18 protein-coding genes are annotated in these 21,490 nt (G+C 73.0%); 6 read left to right on the top strand and 12 right to left on the bottom strand.

Annotated elements, in window-relative coordinates; all coding sequences use genetic code 11:
• Positions 1 to 212: 212 nt before the first annotated feature.
• Both I5Q34_RS20930 and I5Q34_RS20925 read right to left on the bottom strand, forming a co-directional pair.
• Positions 213 to 1,577 (bottom strand): aldehyde dehydrogenase, encoded by a 1,365-nt coding sequence (locus I5Q34_RS20930; protein ID WP_199893848.1) that lies wholly within the window; start codon positions 1,575 to 1,577, stop codon positions 213 to 215.
• Between the two features lie 13 nt (positions 1,578 to 1,590).
• Positions 1,591 to 2,958, bottom strand: coding sequence for a glutamine synthetase family protein (locus tag I5Q34_RS20925; protein ID WP_199893847.1), 1,368 nt, complete (start codon positions 2,956 to 2,958; stop codon positions 1,591 to 1,593).
• Positions 2,959 to 3,044: 86 nt separating this feature from the next.
• Here I5Q34_RS20925 and I5Q34_RS20920 point away from each other — a divergent pair, with 86 nt between their 5' ends.
• Together I5Q34_RS20920 and I5Q34_RS20915 are read left to right on the top strand one after the other, a co-directional pair.
• Positions 3,045 to 3,755, top strand: a complete 711-nt coding sequence (locus I5Q34_RS20920; protein ID WP_199893846.1) for a FadR/GntR family transcriptional regulator — start codon at positions 3,045 to 3,047, stop codon at positions 3,753 to 3,755.
• Between the two features lie 152 nt (positions 3,756 to 3,907).
• Positions 3,908 to 4,678, top strand: a complete 771-nt coding sequence (locus tag I5Q34_RS20915) for a gamma-glutamyl-gamma-aminobutyrate hydrolase family protein (protein ID WP_234429178.1) — start codon at positions 3,908 to 3,910, stop codon at positions 4,676 to 4,678.
• Here I5Q34_RS20915 and I5Q34_RS20910 read toward each other — a convergent pair.
• The 3 genes from I5Q34_RS20910 to I5Q34_RS20900 all read right to left on the bottom strand — a co-directional run bounded on the left by I5Q34_RS20910 (position 4,629) and on the right by I5Q34_RS20900 (position 8,144).
• On the bottom strand, positions 4,629 to 5,423 hold the full coding sequence (locus tag I5Q34_RS20910; RefSeq protein WP_199893844.1) for a GNAT family N-acetyltransferase: 795 nt from the start codon (positions 5,421 to 5,423) through the stop codon (positions 4,629 to 4,631). The genes I5Q34_RS20915 and I5Q34_RS20910 overlap by 50 nt on opposite strands.
• A 98-nt stretch (positions 5,424 to 5,521) precedes the next feature.
• Positions 5,522 to 6,034 (bottom strand): RICIN domain-containing protein, encoded by a 513-nt coding sequence (locus I5Q34_RS20905; protein WP_199893843.1) that lies wholly within the window; start codon positions 6,032 to 6,034, stop codon positions 5,522 to 5,524.
• A gap of 1,087 nt (positions 6,035 to 7,121) precedes the next feature.
• Positions 7,122 to 8,144: a LysR family transcriptional regulator gene (locus I5Q34_RS20900; RefSeq protein ID WP_234429177.1), complete on the bottom strand. Its 1,023-nt coding sequence runs from the start codon at positions 8,142 to 8,144 to the stop codon at positions 7,122 to 7,124.
• A 70-nt stretch (positions 8,145 to 8,214) separates the two neighbouring features.
• Between I5Q34_RS20900 and I5Q34_RS20895 the strand changes: the two genes are divergently transcribed.
• On the top strand, positions 8,215 to 9,474 hold the full coding sequence (locus I5Q34_RS20895; RefSeq protein WP_199893842.1) for a TDT family transporter: 1,260 nt from the start codon (positions 8,215 to 8,217) through the stop codon (positions 9,472 to 9,474).
• Here I5Q34_RS20895 and I5Q34_RS20890 read toward each other — a convergent pair.
• From I5Q34_RS20890 to I5Q34_RS20880, 3 genes are read right to left on the bottom strand one after another with little or no spacing between them, the layout of a single operon-like run.
• A complete protein-coding gene (locus tag I5Q34_RS20890; protein ID WP_199893841.1) occupies positions 9,396 to 10,136 on the bottom strand; it encodes a helical backbone metal receptor in 741 nt (246 codons plus the stop codon). The genes I5Q34_RS20895 and I5Q34_RS20890 overlap by 79 nt on opposite strands.
• 39 nt (positions 10,137 to 10,175) lie before the next feature.
• Positions 10,176 to 11,978, bottom strand: a complete 1,803-nt coding sequence (locus I5Q34_RS20885) for an ABC transporter permease/substrate binding protein (protein ID WP_199893840.1) — start codon at positions 11,976 to 11,978, stop codon at positions 10,176 to 10,178.
• On the bottom strand, positions 11,971 to 13,005 hold the full coding sequence (locus tag I5Q34_RS20880) for a glycine betaine/L-proline ABC transporter ATP-binding protein (RefSeq protein ID WP_199893839.1): 1,035 nt from the start codon (positions 13,003 to 13,005) through the stop codon (positions 11,971 to 11,973). The genes I5Q34_RS20885 and I5Q34_RS20880 overlap by 8 nt, the downstream gene beginning before the upstream one ends.
• A gap of 234 nt (positions 13,006 to 13,239) precedes the next feature.
• Here I5Q34_RS20880 and I5Q34_RS20875 point away from each other — a divergent pair, with 234 nt between their 5' ends.
• The 3 genes from I5Q34_RS20875 to I5Q34_RS20865 all read left to right on the top strand — a co-directional run bounded on the left by I5Q34_RS20875 (position 13,240) and on the right by I5Q34_RS20865 (position 16,056).
• Positions 13,240 to 14,145: a 5'-3' exonuclease gene (locus I5Q34_RS20875; RefSeq protein WP_234429313.1), complete on the top strand. Its 906-nt coding sequence runs from the start codon at positions 13,240 to 13,242 to the stop codon at positions 14,143 to 14,145.
• A gap of 67 nt (positions 14,146 to 14,212) precedes the next feature.
• Positions 14,213 to 15,076, top strand: coding sequence for a siderophore-interacting protein (locus I5Q34_RS20870; protein WP_199893837.1), 864 nt, complete (start codon positions 14,213 to 14,215; stop codon positions 15,074 to 15,076).
• A gap of 14 nt (positions 15,077 to 15,090) precedes the next feature.
• Entirely contained in the window at positions 15,091 to 16,056 is a 966-nt protein-coding gene (locus I5Q34_RS20865) for a hypothetical protein (protein ID WP_199893836.1), read from the top strand.
• Between the two features lie 163 nt (positions 16,057 to 16,219).
• Here the strand turns inward: I5Q34_RS20865 and I5Q34_RS20860 are convergent, their stop codons facing one another.
• The 4 genes from I5Q34_RS20860 to tatA are packed head-to-tail and all read right to left on the bottom strand — an operon-like array spanning position 16,220 to position 21,283.
• Positions 16,220 to 19,042: an RNA helicase gene (locus I5Q34_RS20860; RefSeq protein WP_199893835.1), complete on the bottom strand. Its 2,823-nt coding sequence runs from the start codon at positions 19,040 to 19,042 to the stop codon at positions 16,220 to 16,222.
• A gap of 44 nt (positions 19,043 to 19,086) precedes the next feature.
• The gene (locus I5Q34_RS20855) at positions 19,087 to 19,980 is read right to left on the bottom strand and encodes a diacylglycerol kinase (RefSeq protein WP_199893834.1); all 894 of its coding nucleotides are present in this window, start codon (positions 19,978 to 19,980) and stop codon (positions 19,087 to 19,089) included.
• Positions 19,981 to 20,003: 23 nt separating this feature from the next.
• Complete coding sequence (gene tatC / locus I5Q34_RS20850) at positions 20,004 to 20,957, bottom strand: twin-arginine translocase subunit TatC (protein ID WP_199893833.1); 954 nt, start codon at positions 20,955 to 20,957, stop codon at positions 20,004 to 20,006.
• Between the two features lie 50 nt (positions 20,958 to 21,007).
• Positions 21,008 to 21,283 (bottom strand): Sec-independent protein translocase subunit TatA, encoded by a 276-nt coding sequence (gene tatA, locus I5Q34_RS20845; protein ID WP_199893832.1) that lies wholly within the window; start codon positions 21,281 to 21,283, stop codon positions 21,008 to 21,010.
• Positions 21,284 to 21,490: the final 207 nt, after the last annotated feature.

Raw genomic sequence — 21,490 nt, 5'->3', positions numbered from 1 at the left:
TGAGGACAAAGCGGCGCAGCCGCTTTGCGGGGCCCGGGGCGGAGCCCCGAAGCGGTGTGCAGGGGGCGCAGCCCCGCAAAGGGGCCAGGGGCGCAGCCCCGGCAGGGGTCCAGGGGGCGAAGCCCCCGCACCCACCGCGCGGAGCGCGGTGCCCGGCCCGGGCGGGAGCCCGGAAGAAACGGTGAAAGGGCGGGTCCGGGGCACAACACCCCTCACCCACCCCCCTCCACCGCCACGAACACGTTCTTCACCTCCGTGAACGCCGCCACCGCCCCCGGCCCCAACTCCCGCCCCAGCCCGGACTGCTTGAAGCCGCCGAACGGCGTCGCGTAACGCACGCTGCTGTGCGAGTTGACCGACAGATTCCCCGCCGCCACCGCCCGCGACATCCGCAGCGCCCGGGACACGTCCCGCGTCCAGATCGAGCCGGACAGCCCGTACTCCGTCGCGTTCGCCAGCCGCACCGCGTCCGCCTCGTCCTCGAAGGGGATGACGACGGCCACCGGGCCGAAGACCTCCTCCCGGGAGACGCGGTCGTCCGGGGCGGCCTCGAGCACCGTGGGCGGGTACCAGAAGCCCTTCCCCGACGGCGCCGTGCCGCGGATCGCGGCGGGCGCGGACTCCGGCACGTACGAGCGCACCCGCTCCCGCTGGGCGGCGGAGATCAGCGGGCCCATGCCCGTCGCCGGGTCCGCCGGATCGCCGACGGCGACCGCGAGCACGGCGGGCTCCAGGAGTTCCATGAAGCGGTCGTGGACGGACCGTTGGACGAGGATACGGCTGCGCGCGCAGCAGTCCTGGCCGGCGTTGTCGAGGAAGGACGCGGGCGCGGCGGCCGCGGCCCGCTCGACGTCCGCGTCCGCGAAGACGATGTTCGCGCTCTTGCCGCCGAGTTCGAGGGTCACCCGCTTCACCTGCGCGGCGCACTTCGCCATGATGCTCCTGCCCACGGCCGTGGAGCCGGTGAAGACGACCTTCGCCACCCCCGGGTGCCCGACGAGCGCGTCGCCCGCCACCGGCCCGGTCCCGGGCAGCACCTGGAGCACGCCCTCCGGAAGCCCGGCCTCCAGGGCGAGTTCGCCCAGCCGCAGGGCGGTCAGCGGCGTCGTCTCCGCCGGTTTGACGACGACCGCGTTGCCGGCCGCGAGCGCCGGCGCGAACCCCCAGGCGGCGATGGGCATCGGGAAGTTCCAGGGGACGATGACGGCGACGACGCCGAGCGGTTCGTGGAAGGTGACATCCAGCCCGCCGGCCACGGGGATCTGCTGCCCGAGCAGCCGCTCCGCTCCCCCCGCCGCGTAGTCGAGCAGGTCGCGGACGTTGCCCGCCTCCCAACGGGCACTGCCGACGGGGTGCCCGGCCTCGCGCACCTCCAGCCGGGCGAGTTCGTCGACGTGCTCGTCCACGACGGCGGCGAAGCGGCGCAGCAGCCGGGCGCGGTCGCCGGGCGCGAGCGCGGCCCAGGCGGGCTGGGCGGCGGCGGCCCGCCGGACGGCGGAGTCCGCGTCCGCGGCCGTCGCGGCGGGCACGGTGGCGACGACCTCCTCGGTCGCCGGATCGAGAATCTCCAGTTCCACTTCTACGTGTCCCTCACATGCGCTCGAAGGAGCGGAACCGCTCCCAGTCCGTCACGGCCGTGTCGTACGCCTCCTGCTCGACCCGCGCCATGTGCCGGTAGTGCTCGACGATCTCGTCGCCGAACGCGGCCCGCGCGAGGACGCTGTTCTCCCACAGTTCGGCGGCCTCCCGCAGCGTGCCGGGCACGTGCGGCGCGTCGCCGGTGTAGGCGTTGCCGGTGACGGGGCCGGGGAGCTCCAGTTCGTGCTCCACGCCGTGCAGTCCGGCGGCGATCATGCCGGCGACGGCGAGGTAGGGGTTGACGTCCCCGCCGGGCAGCCGGTTCTCGAAGCGGTGCCCGGCGCCGCGGCCGACGACGCGCAGCGCGCAGGTGCGGTTGTCCGGCCCCCAGGCGACGGCGGTGGGCGCGAACGACCCGGCGCGGAAGCGTTTGTAGGAGTTGATGTTCGGGGCGTACAGCAGGGTGAACTCCCGCAGGGCGGCCAGCTGTCCGGCGAGGAAGTGCCGCATGGTGGCCGACATCCCGTGCGGCCCGGCATCGTCGGCGAACACCGGCCGCCCCGCCTCGTCGCGCAACGAGAGGTGGATGTGACAGGAGTTGCCCTCGCGCTCGTCGAACTTGGCCATGAAGGTGAGCGCCACGCCCTCCTGCGCGGCGATCTCCTTGGCGCCGGTCTTGTAGACGGAGTGCTGGTCGCAGGTGGTCAGCGCCTCGTCGTAGCGGAAGGCGATCTCGTGCTGGCCGAGGTTGGCCTCGCCCTTGGCTGACTCGACGACGAGGCCCGCGGCGGCCATCTCGTTGCGGATGCGGCGCAGCAGGGGCTCGACGCGGCCGGTGCCGAGGACGGAGTAGTCCACGTTGTACTGGTTGGCCGGGGTGAGGCCGCGGTAGCCGCCGGTCCAGGCGTCCTCGTAGCTGTCCTTGAAGAGCATGAACTCCAGCTCGGTGCCGGCGTACGCCGTCCAGCCGTGCTCTCCGAGCCGGTCGAGCTGGCGGCGCAGGATCTGCCGGGGCGAGGCGACGACGGGCGAGCCGTCGTGCCAGGCGAGGTCGGCGGTGAGCAGGGCGGTGCCGGGGTTCCAGGGGGTGCGGCGCAGGGTGGCCGGGTCGCCGCGCAGGGCGAAGTCGCCGTAGCCGCGCTCCCAGGAGGCCATGGCGTAGCCGCCGACGGTGCGCAGGTCGACGTCCACGGCGAGCAGGTAGTTGCAGCCCTCGGCGCCGTGTTCCAGGACGTGGTCGAGGAAGAACCGGGCGGCGAACCGCTTGCCCTGGAGCCGTCCCTGCATGTCGGTGAAGGCCAGGACGACGGTGTCGATCTCCCCTGCCTCGACGAGCCGGCGCAGCTCGTCGACGGTGAGCGGGGGCGTGCGGTCTGCCACGGAGTTCCTCCCTGACGGTGCGGGTCCTGGTGGTGCGACCGGAGACTTAAGGTATGCCGGTAGACCATTGGTTGGGAAGGGTGCCGATGAAGCCGACGAACGGGAGTGCGGCCGACCACCTGTCACCGGTCCTGCGGCCGGTCCACGCGGGCCACGGGTTCGAGGCGGCCCTGGAGCAGATACTCCAGGTCATACGCCTGGGCCTGGTGGCGGAGGGCGAACGGCTGCCCGCCGAGCGCGAGTTGGCGGAGCGGCTGCGGATCAGCCGGGTGACGCTGCGGGAGGTGCTCAAGGTGCTGCACGAGCAGGGTCTCGTGGAGAGCCGGCGCGGCCGCTACGGCGGGACGTTCGTGTGCCGGCGGACGGCCGCGCCCGATGTGACCGGCATCGACATCGAGGACACCCTGCGCTTCCGGGAGGTGCTGGAGCTGGGCGCGGCCGAGCTGTGCGCGGCCCGCGAGCTGACGCGCGATCAGGTCGCGAGACTGCGCGCCGCGTTGGCCGCGACCCGCGACGCCGCGCCGGAGGACTACCGCCGCCGGGACACCCTGTTCCACCTGACACTGACCGAACTGTCGGGCTCGCCCTCGCTCGCCGCGCACTATGCCGGCGTGCGGGCGGCGGTCAACGGACTCCTCGACTGCATGCCGCTGCTGGTGCGCAATCTGGAGCACTCGCAGCGGCAGCACACGGTGCTGATGACGGCGGTCCTGACCGGCGACGTCGCCGGGGCCCGCGAGGTGATGCGCGAACACTGCGCGGGGACGGCGGCGCTCGTACGGGGGTTCTTGGGGTGAGCAAGGGGCGCGTGGCGTGCGGGGGTTGCGCCACGGCCCGCGGAGCGGCAATGGTACAGAGAGCGACCATTGCGACGTTGCCTGATCCGCCCGATCCACCTGATCCGTCCGATCCGCCTGATCGCCTGATTTCCGAGAGGACGCGAGGAACATTGACCGGCCAGCCGCTGATCGGGGTCACCACCTACTCCACCCGGGCCCGCTGGGGGGCCGCCTGGAACCGGCACTGTTCCCTGCTGCCGACCTCCTACATGCGGTACGTCCAGCGCGCCGGCGGCCTGACCGTCCTGCTGCCGCCCGACAACCCGGCGCTGGCCGGGGCGATGGTGGAGCGGCTGGACGGCCTGGTGCTGGCGGGCGGCGAGGACGTGGACCCGGCGCTCTACGGCGAGCAGCCCCATCCGCGTACGGACGCGCCCGTCCCCGAGCGGGACCGCTGGGAACTCGCCCTGCTGGCCGCCGCATTGGAGCGCGGCGTCCCACTGCTCGGCATCTGCCGGGGCATGCAGCTGATGAACGTCCAGGCGGGCGGGACGCTCAACCAGCACCTGCCGGAGACGGTGGGGCACAAGGGCCACAACCCGCGCGTCGGCACGTTCCCCGACCATCTGGTCGAGCCGGTCCAGGGCACCGTCACCGGCCATCTGATGCCGACCCCGTGCGATGTGGCGACCCACCACCACCAGGGCGTGGGCAGGCTGGGTACGGGCCTGATCGCCTCGGCCCACGCCGAGGACGGGACGGTCGAGGCACTCGAACACCCGTGGGGCAACGGGTGTTTCGCGATCGGGGTGCAGTGGCACCCGGAGATGCGCGACGACCTGCGGCTGGTGCGCGGCCTGGTGGAGATGGCGGGCCGGCGGCGCGGCTCCCTCACTCCCCGGGCAGCCGCGTCAACTGCACCTGCCGCTCCGTGTCCGTGAAGCCGAGGGCGCGGTAGATCCGGATCGCGTGGTAGTCCGGGTCGGCGACGATGACGAGGGCGCGGGCACCCTCGTCCAGGGCCCGGCGGCCGGCGAGATGGACGAGGTGGGAGGCCAGCCCCCGGCCGCGGAAGCCGGGGTGCGTCTCGACGTTCTGGTAGCGCGCCGTCCCGCCGCCGTCCGCGAAGATCCCGGCGCCGGCCCGCATCCGTCCGCCGACGAAGGCCCCGAACCACGTGCCGTGCCCCGCCTCGCACAGCCGCCGCGGCTCGGCGACCCGCCGCTCGACGAACTGCCGGTGCTCGGCCGTGGGTTCGGGCCCGTCCATCGCCGCGCGCAGCTCCGCCGCCCGCGCCCAGTCCTCGTCCCCCGCCAGCGGGCGGACCTCCGCGCCGGCGGGCAGGGGCCGTCCGGGCGGTGCCGGGCGGGCCGCCGTGAGGACGGTGCTCACCTCGGCGGTCACGCCGAGCCGCGCGAGCTCGGCGGCGTCCCCGGTGTCCCCGTCCGTGCCGTCCACGCCGAGGGCGAGGTACGCGGCGCCGGGGAACTCCGCGTGGAACAGGGCCTCCCGGCGGCGGCCGTCGCCCGGCCCCGGCGGCCGGTCGAGGAGCACGAAGTTCCCCCAGCGGAACGCGGGGTTGGCCGGAGTCCGGACGACCAGGTGGTCCGGGCGGTCGTAGAGGACGGAGCCCGCCATGGCCCGCAGCATCAGATCGGTGCGGAAGCCGAGGGAGATCACCTTCATGCGGCCGACTGTAGCCGCGGGCACGCGAACGGGCCCGGTGCGGCGGTCCGCACCGGGCCCTTCCTGAACGAGGAGGCCGGTCGTTCAGTCCTTGGTGTTCAGTCCTTGGTGTAGAGCGTCCAGAGCTGGTTGGTCTTGCCCGCCTGGACGTGCTCGAGCGTCACCGCGCGGTCGAGGCCGTTGGCCTGGATGACCTGGTTGGTGTACTTGATGCTCTTGATCACGGATGGCTGGTTGACGGTGTCGACCTGCCACCGCTGCGACAGCTTGCCGGAGTCGCACGCCTGCTGGACGATCGGCCTGTCGAGGCCCTGGGCCGTGAGGCACAGCCCGAACCGCTCGCCCTTGATGGTGTAGGTGCCGGGGGTCGAGCCGACCCGCTCGAACTTGAAGTTCTGGTAGTACTCGCGGGCGTCACGGGTGAGGACCTGGGCGCCTCTCTCACGGCCGTAGTACTCGTCGAGGTTGGTGTCGTCCCGGTACGACTGGACCGACGCCTTGAACCCCTCGGCCTGCGTCGCGGCGATCGCGGGGCCCGCGGTGGCCGTGAACGCGCCCGCGGCCAGACCCGCCGCGACGGTTGCCAGGGCGATGCGCTTCATTGCCCGCATGTGTCTTCCTTTCCCTAGGAAGTCTTTGGCCTACGCCCGGAAACCTAGGCGCTCGCGTCACCGGCGAACCAGGGAGAATCGCGTCACTCGATGATTTGAAAGTCCCGGCTTCAACCCTTTTACATTCCCGCGATCAATAGGCCCCTGGCAAGTGCGCGAAGCAGCCAGCGCGGTGGTGGCCGCAATTCCCCTTCGCGGCGGGGCCGTTGCGGCGGCCCTGCCGCAGGCGGGCGGCGGGGGTGCGGAACGTGCCATGTCCGTATCCGCATTCAGGACGCGGGCGCTTCCGGCCATGGGTGGGGCGGGGATCGCGGGTCCCCTCGGCCTGTTACCGATGAGAATCGCGTGGCGCGATTCGTTGGAACGGGGATTACGACGGCGGCAGTTGGGCGTGGCGGACGGCGGGGTGACCTTGCCCCTGGCCCGCCCTTTCACCGTTTCTTCCGGGGCTGCGCCCCGGGCCCGGAACGCGGCTTCGCCGCGTTGACCGGGGGCTCCGCCCCCTGGACCCCGGCTCCGCGCTTCGCACGGTGAGCGGGGGCTCCGCCTCTGCACCCCGGGCGGGGCTTCGCCCCTGCACCCCACCGGGGGCTGCGCCCCCCGGACCCCTTTTGGGGCTTTGCCTCCTGGATCCCTTCCGGGGCTTTGCCTACTGGCCCCCTGGAACCGCGCTTCGCACGGTGGGCGGGGGCTGCGCCCCCGAAGCGCCCTTCGGGCGCTGTCCTCAAGCTCCCCGGAGGGGGCAATTCGGGCGCTGTCCTCAAGCTCCCCGGAGGGGGCAACCCCCAGACGGGCTGGATTTCGCGCCCGCACCGGATACCGTCGGCACCGGGTGTCGCCCGCACCGGATATCCAGCCCGGGCGTGGCATTCAGCCCGTCCGGCGTTTGAGGACGAGCGGCGGAGCCGCGAACTCAGCCTGTCCGGCGTTTGAGGACAACCGCGCGAAGCGCGGTTGCGGGGTCCGGGGCGGGAGCCCCGGTGGGGGTGCAGGGGGCGGAGCCCTCGCCCACCCCGCGCGAAGCGCGGTGCCGGGCCCCGGGGCGCAGCCCCGGAAGAAACGGTGAAAGGGCGGGCCAGGGGCAAACTCACCCCACAGACACCCCCACCCGCGTCAGCCCCAGCAACTCCCACGCCGGCCCCACCGGCCGCTGCCCACGCGGCCACACCGCCCGCAGATCCCGCCGCAACGAGACGGCCCCCGGGGCACCCGGCACTCCCCCGGAGGCACCCCCGGAGCCGTCCACCGAGGCCCCCGTCGCCCCCTCGCCCCCCACAGCCCCCTCCACACCCTCCACCGGAATCTCCACCAACCGCCGCCCCGCCAGCTCCTCCCCCACCGCCAGCTCGCTCAGCACCGCCGGCCCCGCCCCGCTCACCACCGCCGCCTTCACGGCCGTCGTGGAGGCCAGTTCCAGCAGGGGGCGGGCCGGGGTGGACAGTGCCGCGTCCAGGACCTGGCGCGTGCCCGAGCCCCGTTCGCGCAGCACCAGCGGCGTCGCCGCCAGTTCGTCCCGCCCGACGGGGGACCGCCGCCGGGCCCACGGATGGGACGGCGCGGTGACCAGCACCAGCCGGTCGTGTCCGATGACGGCCCCGTCGAGCCCGGCCGGCACCTCCAGCCCCTCCACGAACCCCAGGTCCGCCTCCCCCACGAGCACCCGCTCCGCGACCGCCGCCGAGTTGCCCGCGAACAACGAGACGGCCGTGTCCGGACGCCCGCTCCGCAGGGCGATCAGCCAGCCGGGCAGCAGGTACTCCGCGATGGTCATGCTCGCGGCCACCCGCAGCCGGGAGTCGCGGCGCCCGCGCAACGCCCGCGCGCCCGCGTCGAACGCCTCCGCCGCCTCCACGATCCGCCGAGCCCAGTCCGTGACGAGGGCCCCGGCGGGCGTCAGCCGGGAGCCGCGCGGGGAGCGCTCGACGAGGGCGACGCCGAGCATCCGCTCCATTCCGCGCAGGCGGCCGCTCGCGGCGGGCTGGGTGATGCCCAGTTCGCGGGCCGCGCGGCCCAGGCTGCCGAGCCGGGCCACCGCCAGCAGCAGCTCCAGCGACCCCAGGTCCGGCACCCGCTCCGCTATGGGCCTGCTCGACGTGCTCGGCGTGCTCATCAGTCCAGCTTATGCCCTCATAGCCATATCGTCCCTGGTGAGGGACGTCCCGAGGGGCGAAGGTGAACACATGAGCACCATCACCCCGCCCCGCGCGCACGCGACGACGAGCCCCCCTCGCACCGGCGTGCGCCACCTCGGACCCAACTGGTACGCCACCGTCATGGGCACCGCGATCGTCGCGAGCGCGGGCGCCGCGCTGCCGTCGCCGCCGCCCGCCGTGGCTCTCCAAGCGGTGTGGGCGCTCGCCACGGCGGCCCTGGCCGTCCTCCTCGCCGCCCGCGCCGCGCACTGGGCCCGCCACCGCGACCAGGCGCGCCGCCACCTCGCCGACCCCGCCGTCGCGCCGTTCTACGGCTGCCTGGCGATGGCCCTGCTGGCGGTCGGCGGCGCGACGCTCTCGGTCGGGGCGGGCGTGATCGGCGAGGGCCCGGCCGTCGCCGTGGACGCCGTGCTGTGGACGGCGGGCACGATCACCGGCCTGGTCGCCGCGGCCGGCATCCCGTACCTGATGGTGACCCGGCACCATGTCACCCCCGGCACCGCCTCCCCGGTGTGGCTGCTGCCGATCGTCGCCCCGATGGTGTCGGCCGCGCTGGGCCCGGCGCTCGCCGGGCACCTGCCCGCCGGGCAGGGCCGGGAGGCCATGCTCCTGGGCTGTTACGCGATGTTCGGGCTGAGCCTGCTGATGACGATGACGCTGCTGCCGCTGGTGTTCTCGCGGCTGATCCACCACGGCCCGCTGCCGCTCGCCCTGACCCCGACCCTGTTCCTCGTCCTCGGCCCCCTGGGCCAGTCGACGACGGCCGTCAACAACCTGGCCGACGCGGTCCGGGGCGCGCTCCCGGCCCCGTACCCGGCGGGGATGGCCGCGTTCGCCGTCCTCTACGGCGTGCCGGTCATCGGATTCGCCCTGCTGTGGCTGGCCTTCGCCACCGCGCTGGTGGTGCGCGCCGCGCGCGGCGGGATGGGCTTCGCGATGACCTGGTGGGCGTTCACCTTCCCGATAGGCACCTGCGTGACCGGCACCGCCGCGCTCGCCCGCCACACCCACCTGCACGCCTTCACCTGGCTCGCGGTGGCGCTGTACGCGCTGCTGGTCGCCGCCTGGGCCGTCGCGGGGGCCCGCACCCTGGCCGGCCTGGTCGGCGGACAACTGCTCGCGGCACCCCGCCCGGCGCCCGCGACCGCGCCGACGACGGCCCGTACCGCGTTCCCCCGGGGAACGGCCCCCGGCCGGGCCCGGCCCGGTCAGCGAAGCGCCGCCCGCAACGCCTCGCCCAGCGCCCCCGGCGCCTCCGCCAACGACGGCCCGTACCACGTCAGATGACGCCCGCTGACCAGCGCGGCGGGCAGGGACGGAAACGCCTCGGGCCCGTCGTCGCGGGTGAAGCGGTACGGCTCGTCGGGCAGGACGACCAGGTCGGCGCCGCAGGCGGTCAACTCGCCGAGGGGCACGCGGGGATAGCGCTCCGCGTGCCCCTCGTACGCGTGCGAGACCCCGAGCCGGGCCAGGACGTCCCCCGCGAAGGTGTCGCGGCCGAGCACCATCCAGGGCCTGCGCCACACCGGCACCACGGCCCGTACCTCCGGCCTCAGGACGTCCACGTCGGCCCACGCGTCCCGCGCGTCGGCCAGCCAGCCGGGCGAGGCCAGCCCGCACCCGGCCACGAGCGTCCGCTCCAGCTCGGCGAATCCCTGTTCCAGGGTGCGGACTTCGGTCACCAGGACCTCAAGTCCCGCCGCGCGCAGGGCGGTCAGGTCCGGGGCGCGGTTCTCCTCCTCGTTGGCGAGCACGAGGTCGGGGGCGAGGGCGGCGATCCGCCGGACGTCGGGGTTCTTGGTGCCCCCGATCCGGACGACGTCCAGACCGGGCGGGTGCTCGCACCAGTTCGTGGCCCCCACCAGCAGCTCCGGCGCGGTGGCGGCCACCGCCTCGGTCAGCGAGGGGACGAGGGAGACGACGCGGCGTACGGTACGACGGCTGGTCACCGCCCCACCGTACGCCGCGTCATGCGTACCGGAACCCGGTCAGGACGTGACCGGTGCCAGCTTGTCCAGCAGCCCCGGACGCGCGTCCAGCCAGCGACGCGCGGAGTCCTTCTCGTGCCCCTTGCCGCCCTTCTGGATCTCGGCCTCCAGCGAGGCGAGGTCCTTCTCGGACATCTTGAAGCCCTTCACCCACTCCGCGATCCGCGGGAAGTCCTTGGCGAAGTCCTTCTTGCCGATGGCGTGCAGCTCCTCGCCCTTGCCCCAGGCGCCCTTGGGGTCCTTGAGCTTCTTGAGGTCGTAGGTGCCGTAGGCCCAGTGCGGCGACCACAGGGTCGTGACGATGGGCTCCTTCTTCTTCATCGCCCGGTCCAGCTCGGCGAGCATCGTGGACGTGGAGGACGAGACGACCTTGTACTCGCCGTCGAGCCCGTAGTCCTTGAGCACGTTGCCGTTGAGCTTGCCCATCATGCCGGCGCTGGCCTCGATGCCGACGATCTTGCCGCCGAACTCACCGGACTTGCCCTTGAGGTCCTCCAGCGAGTTGACGTCCTTCATGTACGAGGGGACGGTCAGCTCCAGCGAGGTGGGGCCGTACCAGGAGCCGAGGTCGCTCAGCTTGCCGCCGTAGCGGTCCCAGTACTGCTTGTGGGTCGTGGGCAGCCAGGAGTCGAACTGGACGTCCATCTGGCCCTGGGCCAGCGCGGTGTACAGCGGACCGGGGTCGAGCTGCTTGACCTCGGGCCGGTAGCCGCGGGCCTCCAGGACGTTCTGCCACAGGTAGGTGGAGGCGACGGCCTCGTCCCACGGGAAGTAGCCGATCTTGACGGCCTTGCCCTGCCCGACGTCCTTGCCGGCCGCCACGCTCTCCCGGTCGCCGCCCCGCACCAGGTGCATGCCGCCGGCGACGAGCGCGAGGACGACGACGCCCACGGTGGCCACGGCGGTGCCGGGCCGGTAGCGCAGGAAGGCCGCGGAGCGGGCCGGGGACGCCGCCTTGGCCGCGCCGCGGCGGCCGAGCGGGGAGACCCGGGTGCCCAGCGCGCCGGTCATCCGGTCCAGGTACATGGCGAGGACGACCACGGCGAGGCCGCTCTCCACGCCGGCGCCGATGTCGACCTGGGTGACGGCCGAGTACACGGCCTCGCCCAGGCCGCCCGCGCCGGCCATGCCCGCGATGACGACCATCGAGAGCGCGAGCATGATCACCTGGTTGACGCCCGCCATGATGGTGGGCAGCGCCAGCGGCAGCTGGACGCGCAGCAGGGTGTCGCGCGGGGTGGTGCCGAACGCCCGCGCGGCCTCGACCAGTTCGCCGTCCACCTGCCGGATGCCCAGCTCGGTCATCCGCACGCCCGGCGGCATCGAGAAGACGATGGTGGCGATCAGACCCGGCATGGGACCGATCGAGAAGAACATGACGCCCGGGATCAGATAGACGAAGGCGGGCATCGTCTGCATGACGTCCAGCACCGGGCGCAGCGCCTTGCTGACCTTCTGGTCGCGGGCGGCCCAGATGCCCAGCGGCACCGCCAGGACCAGCGTGATCACGCTGGCGACGAGGATCAGGGAGAGCGTCGAGGTCGCCTGGTCCCACAGCCGGAACGAGTCGATCAGGGCGAGGCCGGCGAAGGCGAGGACCGCGGCGAGCAGACCGCGCAGCCACCACGCGACGACGGCGAGGATGCCCGCCATGAGGAGGGCGTCCGGGGCGGACAGGACGGCGTGGACACCGTCGTACATCCCGGTGAGGACGGTGCTGACGGCGTCGAAGAGCCAGGAGAGGTGGGACTGCAGCCAGTCCACGGCGTTCCGGGCCCACGAGCCGAGGTTGATCCTAGGCACCGGCGGTCACCCCCGCCGGCTGCTCGCCGAGCGCGGCCAGCAGCCGTTCCCGGGTGACCACCCCCGCGACGGATCCGTCCTCGCCGGTGACGGCGACGGAGGCGGTGCCGAGCGCCAGCGGGGCGAACAGCTCCGCCAGGGGCGTGTCGGCGCTCACCGTGGCGGCGATCTCGTCCGTGATCCCGCCCTTGTCCATGACCGAACCGGCGGTGAGCACCCGCGAGCGGTCCACGTCCTGGATGAAGGAGGCGACGTAGTCGTTGGCGGGCCGGACGAGGATGTCCTCGGCGGTGCCGTTCTGGACGATGCGGCCGTCGCGCATGACGGCGATCCGGTCGCCCAGGCGCATGGCCTCGTTGAGGTCGTGGGTGATGAACACGATGGTCTTCTTCAGGCGCTTCTGCAGGTCCAGCAGCTGGTCCTGCATGTCGCGGCGGATCAGCGGGTCGAGGGCGCTGAAGGACTCGTCCATCAGCAGCAGGTCGGCGTCGGTGGCCAGCGCCCGGGCGAGGCCCACGCGCTGCTGCATGCCGCCGGACAGCTCGTCGGGCCAGGAGCGCTCCCAGCCGCCCAGGCCGGCCAGCTCCAGGGCCTCGGCCGCGCGCCGCTCGCGCTCGGCGCGCGGCACCCCGCGCACCTCCAGGCCGTAGCCGGCGTTCTCCAGCACGCTGCGGTGGGGGAAGAGCGCGAAGTGCTGGAAGACCATGCTGATGTTCCGGGAGCGTACGTCGCGCAGCTCACGGGGGGTGAGCGCGGTCAGGTCGCGGCCGTCGTAGGACACGGTGCCCGAGGTCGGGTCGAGCAGCCCGTTGAGCATCCGCAGCAACGTGGACTTGCCGGAGCCGGAGAGACCCATCACCACGAAGATCTCGCCCGCCTCCACCTCGAACGAGGCATCGATGACGGCGGCCGTGGTGCCGTCCGCGCGCAGCTCGTCGCGGCTCGCGCCGCCTTCGAGCCGCTTGACGGCGGCTTCGGGTCGTCTGCCGAACACCTTGTACAGATGCTCGGCCTTCAGCCTGGACACATACACCTCACGGGTCGAACCTGGTGACGCCCGCCTCCCCCCGGCGGGCGGCCGTGGAGCGGTACGGGCATCCGGCCCGCGTCCCCCGGGCACCGTGCACATCACGGGCGGGTTCGCTCCGGGACCGCGCCTGCCCTGGTTCATTCGGGGCAAACGGAACAGTGGCCCACTTCACACTCCGGCGGGGACATGTCGGTGGCGTGCGGCATGATCGGTGCCGTGACGCGACGCCTGATGCTCCTCGACACCGCCTCCCTGTACTTCCGCGCCTACTTCGGCGTGCCCGAGTCCGTCCGGGCCCCCGACGGCACACCCGTGAACGCGGTGCGCGGCCTGCTCGACTTCATCGCCCGCCTGGTCCAGGACCACCGCCCGGACGAGCTGGTGGCCTGCATGGACGCCGACTGGCGCCCCCAGTGGCGGGTGGACCTGATCCCCTCCTACAAGGCGCACCGGGTCGCCGAGGAGGTCCCGGAGGGGACGGACGAGGAGGAGGTGCCCGACACGCTCTCGCCACAGGTCCCGGTGATCGAGCAGGTGCTGGACGCGGTCGGCATCGCCCGGGTGGGCGCCGCGGGGTACGAGGCGGACGACGTGATCGGCACCCTCGCCGCCCGGGCGCCCGGCCCGGTGGACATCGTCACGGGCGACCGCGACCTCTACCAGCTGGTGGACGACGCCCGCGGGGTGCGGGTGCTCTACCCGGTCAAGGGCGTCGGCACGCTCCAGCTCGTGGACGGCGCGGTGCTGCGCGAGAAGTACGGCGTGGACGGGCCCGGCTACGCCGACCTGGCACTGCTGCGCGGCGACCCCAGCGACGGCCTGCCGGGCGTGCCCGGCATCGGCGAGAAGACGGCGGCGAAGCTGCTGGCCTCCTTCGGCGACCTGGCGGGGATCATGGCCGCCGTCGACGACCCGGCGGCGAAGCTGACCCCGGCGCAGCGCCGGCGGCTGGACGAGGCCCGGCCGTATCTGGCGGTGGCGCCGAAGGTGGTCCGGGTGGCCGCCGACGTGCCGCTGCCGCCGTTCGGCGCGGCGCTGCCGGCCGGGCCGCGCGACGCGCGGGCGCTGGAGGTGCTCGCGGAGCGATGGGGGTTGGGTGGATCTTTGCAGCGGCTGCTGACCGCCCTGCCGGGCTAGATGTTAGGTTAGGCAGTCCTAACTTTTTCGAGCTCAGTGGGCCCTCGGCCCTCAGGGGAGACCTCCAATGGCAGACCGTCCGGTCCCGAAGAAGCGTCCGCTGCACCGGGCGCACGTGGTGCGTACGGAGTGGCTGACCCCACACATGGTGCGGGTCGTCCTGGGCGGCGAGGGACTGGACGCGTTCGCCGCCGGCGATTTCACGGACCACTACGTCAAGCTGCTCTTCCCGCTGGAAGGCGTCGCCTACCCCGAGCCGTTCGACATCGACACCGTGCGCGCGGAGTACCCGCGCGACCAGTGGCCCCGGACGCGCACCTACACCGTGCGATCCTTCGACCGCACGGCCCGCGAGCTGGCGATCGACTTCGTCGTGCACGGCGACGAGGGTCTGGCCGGGCCGTGGGCCGCCGGCGCCGAGCCGGGCGACGAGCTGCTCTTCCAGGGCCCCGGCGGCGCCTACGCGCCCGACCCGGCCGCGGACTGGCACCTGCTGGCGGGCGACGAGAGCGCGCTGCCCGCGATCGCCGCCGCTCTGGAGCGGCTCACCGCCGAGGTCCCCGGGGCGACGGTCGTCGCCTTCGTCGAGATCGCCGACCCGGGCGAGGAGCAGAAGCTGGACCTCGCGCCCGGCATCGAGATCGTCTGGCTGCACCGCGGGACGGCGCCGGTGGGCGAGAAGCTGGTGGCGGCCGTGCGCGCGCTCGGCTTCCCTTCCGACGACGTACACGCCTTCGTCCACGGCGAGGCCGGCTTCGTCAAGGAGCTCCGCCGTCACCTGCGCATGGAGCGGGAGATCCCGCGCGAGCGGCTGTCGATCTCCGGCTACTGGCGCCGGGGGCACGACGAGGACGGCTGGCAGGCGTCCAAGCGGGCGTGGAACCAGCGGATCGAGGTCGAGCAGGAGGGGGCCACGCCCCAGGCGGGCTGACGTATCGTCGGCGCATGTCCTCTTCTGTACGTCCTGTCCGAATAGCGCTCGCGGGTCTGGCCGCGGCCGGGCTGCTGCTCGCCGCCCCCACACCGGCGGCGGCCGACTTCGAAGACACCGTCATCAACGGACCGCTGACCGCCCGCCAGGGCGGCACCGTCGACCTCACGGTCTCGATCCGGGACGAGGTCGCGGACGGCATCGGCCGCATGGCCGTCGAATCGCCCGCCCTCGCCAAGAAGATCGAGGTCGCGAAGCGGAACTTCGGCCACAACAAGGCGGACGAGGCGGTGATCCACGCCGAGGGCCGCGTGGGCTGCGAGGTCCGGCCCGGGACGTACCCGGTGACCGTCCGGCTCGACGGCGCGAAGAAGCCGGCCGCGTCCACGAAGCTGACCGTGACGTCGGCCGGCAGCGCCGCCTGCGGCCACGGCGCTCCCGCCGACGCCTCCGACGGACCCGAACTGTCGCTGAACTCCGGCCGCGAACCCCAGCGCGGCGACGAGGCCGTCTTCACCATCACCACGGGCCGGGCCCTCCTCGACGAGCACGACGCGCTCACCCTGCGCTCCCCCGCCTTCGTCAAGCCGGTCAAGCGGGACGCGAGCCGCTTCAAGGAGGGCAAGGGGAACGGCTATTGGACGGAGCTCGCGGGAATGGTGCGCTGCGACATCCAGCCGGGCACCTACGCCGTGGACCTCACCGGGGAGGACGCGGACTCCCCGCTCACCTCGGCGAAACTGACCGTGCCCGCCGCGATGGACCCGGCCAACCGCGACTTCTGCGCGGGCCCCCGCGCGTACAAGGAAATCGTCGACCGGACGAGCGAGACGGCCCCCGACGAGGACGAGGACTCCGGCGACAACGGATTCGGCACCGGAGCGGTGGTCGGGATCTCGTCGGCGGCGGCCCTGGTGGCAGCGTCGGTGACGTACTTCCTGGTGGTCCGGAGGCGCAAGCGGGAGCCGGAGTCCTGGTGAGCCGGAAATGCCGGACGGGCTGACTTCGTGCCCGGGCGCGAAATTCAGCCTGTCCGGCGTTTGAGGACGAACGCGGCGCAGCCGCGTTGCCCCCGCGCGCAGCGCGCGAGAAACGGTGAAAGGGCGGGGCGGGGGCACCTTCACGCCGAAACGGCGACCCGCCTCACCCCACCGACGAGTACGCCACAACCCCCCGCAACAGCCCCTCCACCGCCTTGCGCGCGTTGCGCGCCACCGGGCTGCCGTGCGGCGCGGCCGCGGCGATCTGGCCGAGGACGTCGATGAGCTGCTTGCACCAGCGGACGAAGTCGCCGGCCGGCATCTCGATCTCCCGCAGCACCTCGTCCAGGCCGTGCCCGGACGCCCAGCGGTAGGCCGCCCACGCGAAGCCGAGATCCGGCTCGCGCTGGCCCACGCCCTCCGCTTGGTTGATCCGGTGCTGCTCCTCCAGGGCGTCCAGCCGGCCCCAGATGCGGACCATCTCGCCCAGCGCCGCCTTCGCCTCCCCGGACGGCAGCTTGGGCGCCACCGCCTCGTCGGCCGCCCTGGCCTCGTAGACCAGGGCCGACGCACAGGCCGCCAGATCGGCCGGGCCCAGCCCGTCCCAGACGCCCTCGCGCAGGCACTCCGAGGCCAGCAGGTCCAGCTCGCCGTAGAGCCGGGCCAGCCGCTTACCGTGCTCGGTCACCTCTTCGTTCCGCAGGTAGTCGAGGTCGGTCAGCAGCGCGCAGATGCGGTCGAAGGTGCGGGCGATGGTGTTCGTCCGGCCCTCGATGCGCCGCTCCAGCTGGCGGGTGTCCCGCTGCAGCCGGTGGTAGCGCTCGGACCAGCGGGCGTGGTCCTCGCGCTCGTCGCAGCCGTGGCAGGGGTGGGCCCGGATCGCCGAGCGCAGCCGGGAGATCTCGGTGTCGTCCGCGGCCGCCGAACGCGCCTTGCGGTGCCGGTCGGGCACGATGTGCCCGGCCTTGGTGCGCAGCGCGGAGGCCAGGTCGCGGCGGGACTGCGGGCTGCGCGGGTTGAACGTGCGCGGGATGCGCATCCGCTCCAGCGGCTCCACCGGCACCGGGAAGTCGATCGCCGCCAGCCGCTTGACCTGCCGCTCCGCGGTGAGCACCAGCGGGCGCGGCCCGTCGTACGGGTCGTAGCCGCGGTGCCGGTCGCCGCGCCCGGGCAGCCCCGGGTCCAGCACCAGCGCGAGGCCGGCGAACTTGCCGGCGGGCACGTGGATGACGTCGCCCGGCTTGAGCTTCTCCAGGGCCACCGCGGCGGCCGCCCGGCGCTGGGCGGCGCCCTGCTTGGCCAGGTCGTTCTCGCGCTCCTTGAGCTCGCGGCGCAGCGCCGCGTACTCCTCGAAGTCGCCGAGGTGGCAGGTGATCGCCTCGCGGTAGCCGGCCAGGCCCTCCTCGTTGCGCTGCACCTGGCGCGAGATGCCGACGACCGAGCGGTCCGCCTGGAACTGGGCGAACGAGGTCTCCAGCAGTTCCCGCGAGCGGTGCCGGCCGAACTGCGAGACGAGGTTGACCGCCATGTTGTAGGACGGCTTGAAGCTCGATCTCAGCGGGTACGTCCGGGTGCCGGCCAGGCCGGCGAGGGCGCCCGGGTCCATGGCGCGCTGCCACAGGACGACCGCGTGCCCCTCGACGTCGATGCCGCGGCGCCCGGCCCGGCCGGTGAGCTGGGTGTACTCGCCGGGGGTGATGTCGGCGTGCTGCTCGCCGTTCCACTTGACGAGCTTCTCCAACACCACCGAGCGGGCGGGCATGTTGATGCCCAGGGCCAGGGTCTCGGTGGCGAACACCGCCTTGACCAGGCCCTTGACGAAGAGCTCCTCGACGACCTCCTTGAAGGTCGGCAGCATGCCCGCGTGGTGCGCGGCAATGCCCCGCTCCAGCCCCTCCAGCCACTCGAAGTAGCCCAGGACGTGCAGGTCCTCGTCGGGGATGGCGGCGGTGCGCTCCTCGACGATCTCGCGGACCCGGCGGCGGGCGTCGTCGTCGTTGAGCCGCAGCCCGGAGTACAGGCACTGCTGGACGGCGGATTCGCAGCCGGCCCGGCTGAAGATGAAGGTGATGGCGGGCAACAGGCCCTCGGCGTCGAGCCGTTCGATCACCTCGACCCGGCTGGGGGTCCAGATACGGCTGCGCTGGCGGCGCTCGCGCTCGCGGTCGGCCTCGCGCAGCATCTTGCCGCGGCGGCGGTCGCGGCCCAGCGGGCGGCTGTTCTCCATCCGGGCCAGGCGGACGAGGTCGGGGTTGACCTCGCGGCGGCCGGTGACCGGGGTGCCGTCGGGGCCGGTCTTCTCCTCGAAGAGGTCGTACATCCGGCGCCCGGCCAGCACGTGCTGCCACAGCGGGACGGGCCGGTGCTCGGAGACGATCACCTCGGTGTCGCCGCGGACGGTGTCCAGCCAGTCGCCGAACTCCTCGGCGTTGGAGACGGTGGCCGACAGCGAGACCAGGGTGACGGAGTCCGGGAGGTGGATGATCACCTCTTCCCAGACGGCGCCGCGGAAGCGGTCGGAGAGGTAGTGCACCTCGTCCATGACCACGTGGCCCAGGCCGTTGAGGGCCTGCGAGCCCGCGTAGAGCATGTTGCGCAGCACCTCGGTGGTCATCACGAGCACCGGGGCGTCGGCGTTGATGCTGTTGTCGCCGGTCAGCAGGCCGACCTTGCCCTCGCCGTAGCGTTTGACGAGGTCGTTGAACTTCTGGTTCGACAGCGCCTTGATCGGGGTGGTGTAGAAGCACTTGCGGCCCTGGGTGAGGGCCAGGTGGACGGCGAACTCGCCGACGATGGTCTTGCCCGAACCGGTAGGCGCCGCTACCAGCACGCCCTTTCCGGCTTCCAGGGCCTTGCAGGCGTCGATCTGGAAGGGATCCAGCTCGAAGTCGTACATCTCGCGGAAGGGGGCCAGCGCGGTGGCCTGCTCCGCGGCGCGCCGCTTCGCCAGGGCGTAGCGCTCAGCAGGGGACATGTCCTCGGTCATCTTGTCTACGAGCCTACCGGTGAGCTCTGACAGGCACCTGATCTTTAACGAGCCCCCAGCAGCCGCACGGCCTCCGGCACGGTCTCGGCGGTCAGCGGCAGCGGCCCGAGCGGCTCGCCGTCCGCGTAGCCGGTCACCCCGGACGCCTCCAGCGTCACACGCGCCGCGCTGAGGACGGTGACGGCGGGGTGGGTGAGGTGCGTCCCGCGGTGGACCCGGGGGAAGACCCTCAGCAGGGTCGTCCGGCTGCACGGGCCGACGACGGTGACGCCGAAGAGCCCGTCGTCCGCCCGCGCCCCGGCGCACATGCGCATCCCGCCGCCGTACGAGTCGGTGTTGCCGACCGCGACCAGCGTGGCCTCGACCTCCCGCACCGGCCCGTCGTCCAGCCGCAGGCGGTAGGGGACGGGCCGCAGGGCGGCCAGTTCGGCGAGCAGGGCGAGGTCGTAGCGCAGCCGCCCGGTGGGGAAGCGCATCCGGTTGGCGCGGTCGTTGATGCGGGAGTCGAGCCCGGAGGCGAGGACGGTGCCGAAGTACCGGCCGGCCACGCGGCCGAGGTCGCGGGGCCGCCCGCCGTCCTCCTTGAGGGCGCGGGCGACGAGCCGCCCGGCGGCCTCGGGGTCGCGGACGGGGAGGCCGTTGGCGCGGGCGTAGTCGTTGCCGGTGCCGACGGCCACGACGCCGAGCGGCACGTCCGTCCCCGCGACCGCCTGCAGCGCCAGCGAGACGAGCCCGTCCCCGCCGACCGCGACCAGCGCCCCGGTCCCGCCGGCCACCGCCGCGCGGGCCCGGCGCAGGGCGTCGGCGGCGTCCGTGCCCAGGACGGTACGGACGGAGTACCCGGCGCCGCGCAGCACCCGCGCCGCGGGCCCGACGGCCCGGGCACCCCGCCCACGGCCGGCCGTGGGATTGACGAAGAGCGTGATGTCGCTGGTCACGCGCGGACCCTACCGGGTCCGGTTCAGGTGATGTCGTCGTAGCCGGAGCGGCGGACGGGCTGTCCGTCGGCGGGCTTGTCCAGGGCGGGCAGCGGCTCCACGTCGCCGACCGCTTCCGGGGTGAGGTCCAGCGGTGCGGCCTCGTCGTCGTCGAGCAGACGGTCGGGGTTGGCCCTAGCCCGGCGCTTGTCGTTGAGCAGCGCGACGCCGACGGCGATGAAGTACAGAGCGACGATCGGGCCGGCGAGCATGAACATCGAGAACGGGTCGACCGTCGGCGTCGCCACCGCCGCGAAGACCGTGACGCCCATGATCATGCCGCGCCACCAGCCCAGCATCCGGCGGCCGGTGAGAATGCCGCCGAAGTTGAGCAGCATGAGCAGCAGGGGCAGCTCGAAGGAGAGGCCGAAGACGATGACCAGCCGCATGATCAGGTCGAGCAGGTCGTCCAGCGGCAGAAGGTTGTTGACGCCCGACGGTGTGAAACCGATCAGGGCCTTGGCGGCCGCGGGAAGGACCGTGTAGGCGAACCAGCCGCCGGCCAGGAAGAGCGGGACACCGGCCGCGACGAAGCCCAGCGCGTACTTCTTCTCGTTCCGGTGCAGGCCGGGCGCGAGGAAGGCCCACAGCTGGTACAGCCAGACCGGGCAGGACAGCACCAGGCCGGAGACCAGCGAGACCTTCATCACCAGGGCGAAGGGCCCGGTGAGCCCCGACATGGTGAGGGTGGCGCACGGGACCGTGGTGTCGGACTTCTTCCTGAGGAGCTCCGAGAGGGAGAAGTCGCAGCCGACGGCGTCCTGGATCGGGCGCTGGAAGATCTCGATGATCTCGCGGTAGTAGACGGCCGAGGCGACCGAGATGATCACGATCGCGATGACCGACTTCGCCAGCCGGTTGCGCAGCTCGCGGAGATGCTCCGCGAGCGGCATCCGCCCCTCGGGGTCCTTCACCTTCTTGCGGGCAGACTTGGGCAACCCACGTCCCTATCTCGTGCGGTGCGGCTAACCGCGACTCGTTCGGTGTATCAGCGCTGCGTCGTGCGGTCGGCGGTCTCCTGGACCGGCCGGGAGGTCACGTCACCGGGTGCGGCCTTGATCGTACGCGGCGCTTCGGCCGGCGGGTCGGCGGGCGCCGCGGCGTTGTCCTGGCCCTCGGACTTCATCGCCTTGGCCTCGCTCTTGAGGATGCGCGCCGACTTGCCGAGGGAACGCGCCATGTCGGGAAGCTTCTTGGCACCGAACAGCAGAACGACCACGACGAGAATGAGGATGATCTCGGGAGCCCCGATCCGTCCGAACATGATTTCTACCTTCTCACCGAAGCGGTATGGGCTGTGTGGGACTGCCGCAGTACGGACACATGTCCATCAGTCGCACGGCAGCGATCGTAACGCGCAGGGGTGAACGCCCGGCAATCCCCGCGCGTCCTTCCCGCGTTCCCGCTTGCGACCCTCCGCTTCGTCGGCAGGGTCACCCGCACCAGCGTACCGCCCGGATTCCCGGCGCAG

The organism is Streptomyces sp. AV19, assembly GCF_015999245.1.
Taxonomy (GTDB): Bacteria; Actinomycetota; Actinomycetes; order Streptomycetales; family Streptomycetaceae; genus Streptomyces.
This window is presented reverse-complemented; position numbering and strand designations above follow the sequence as displayed.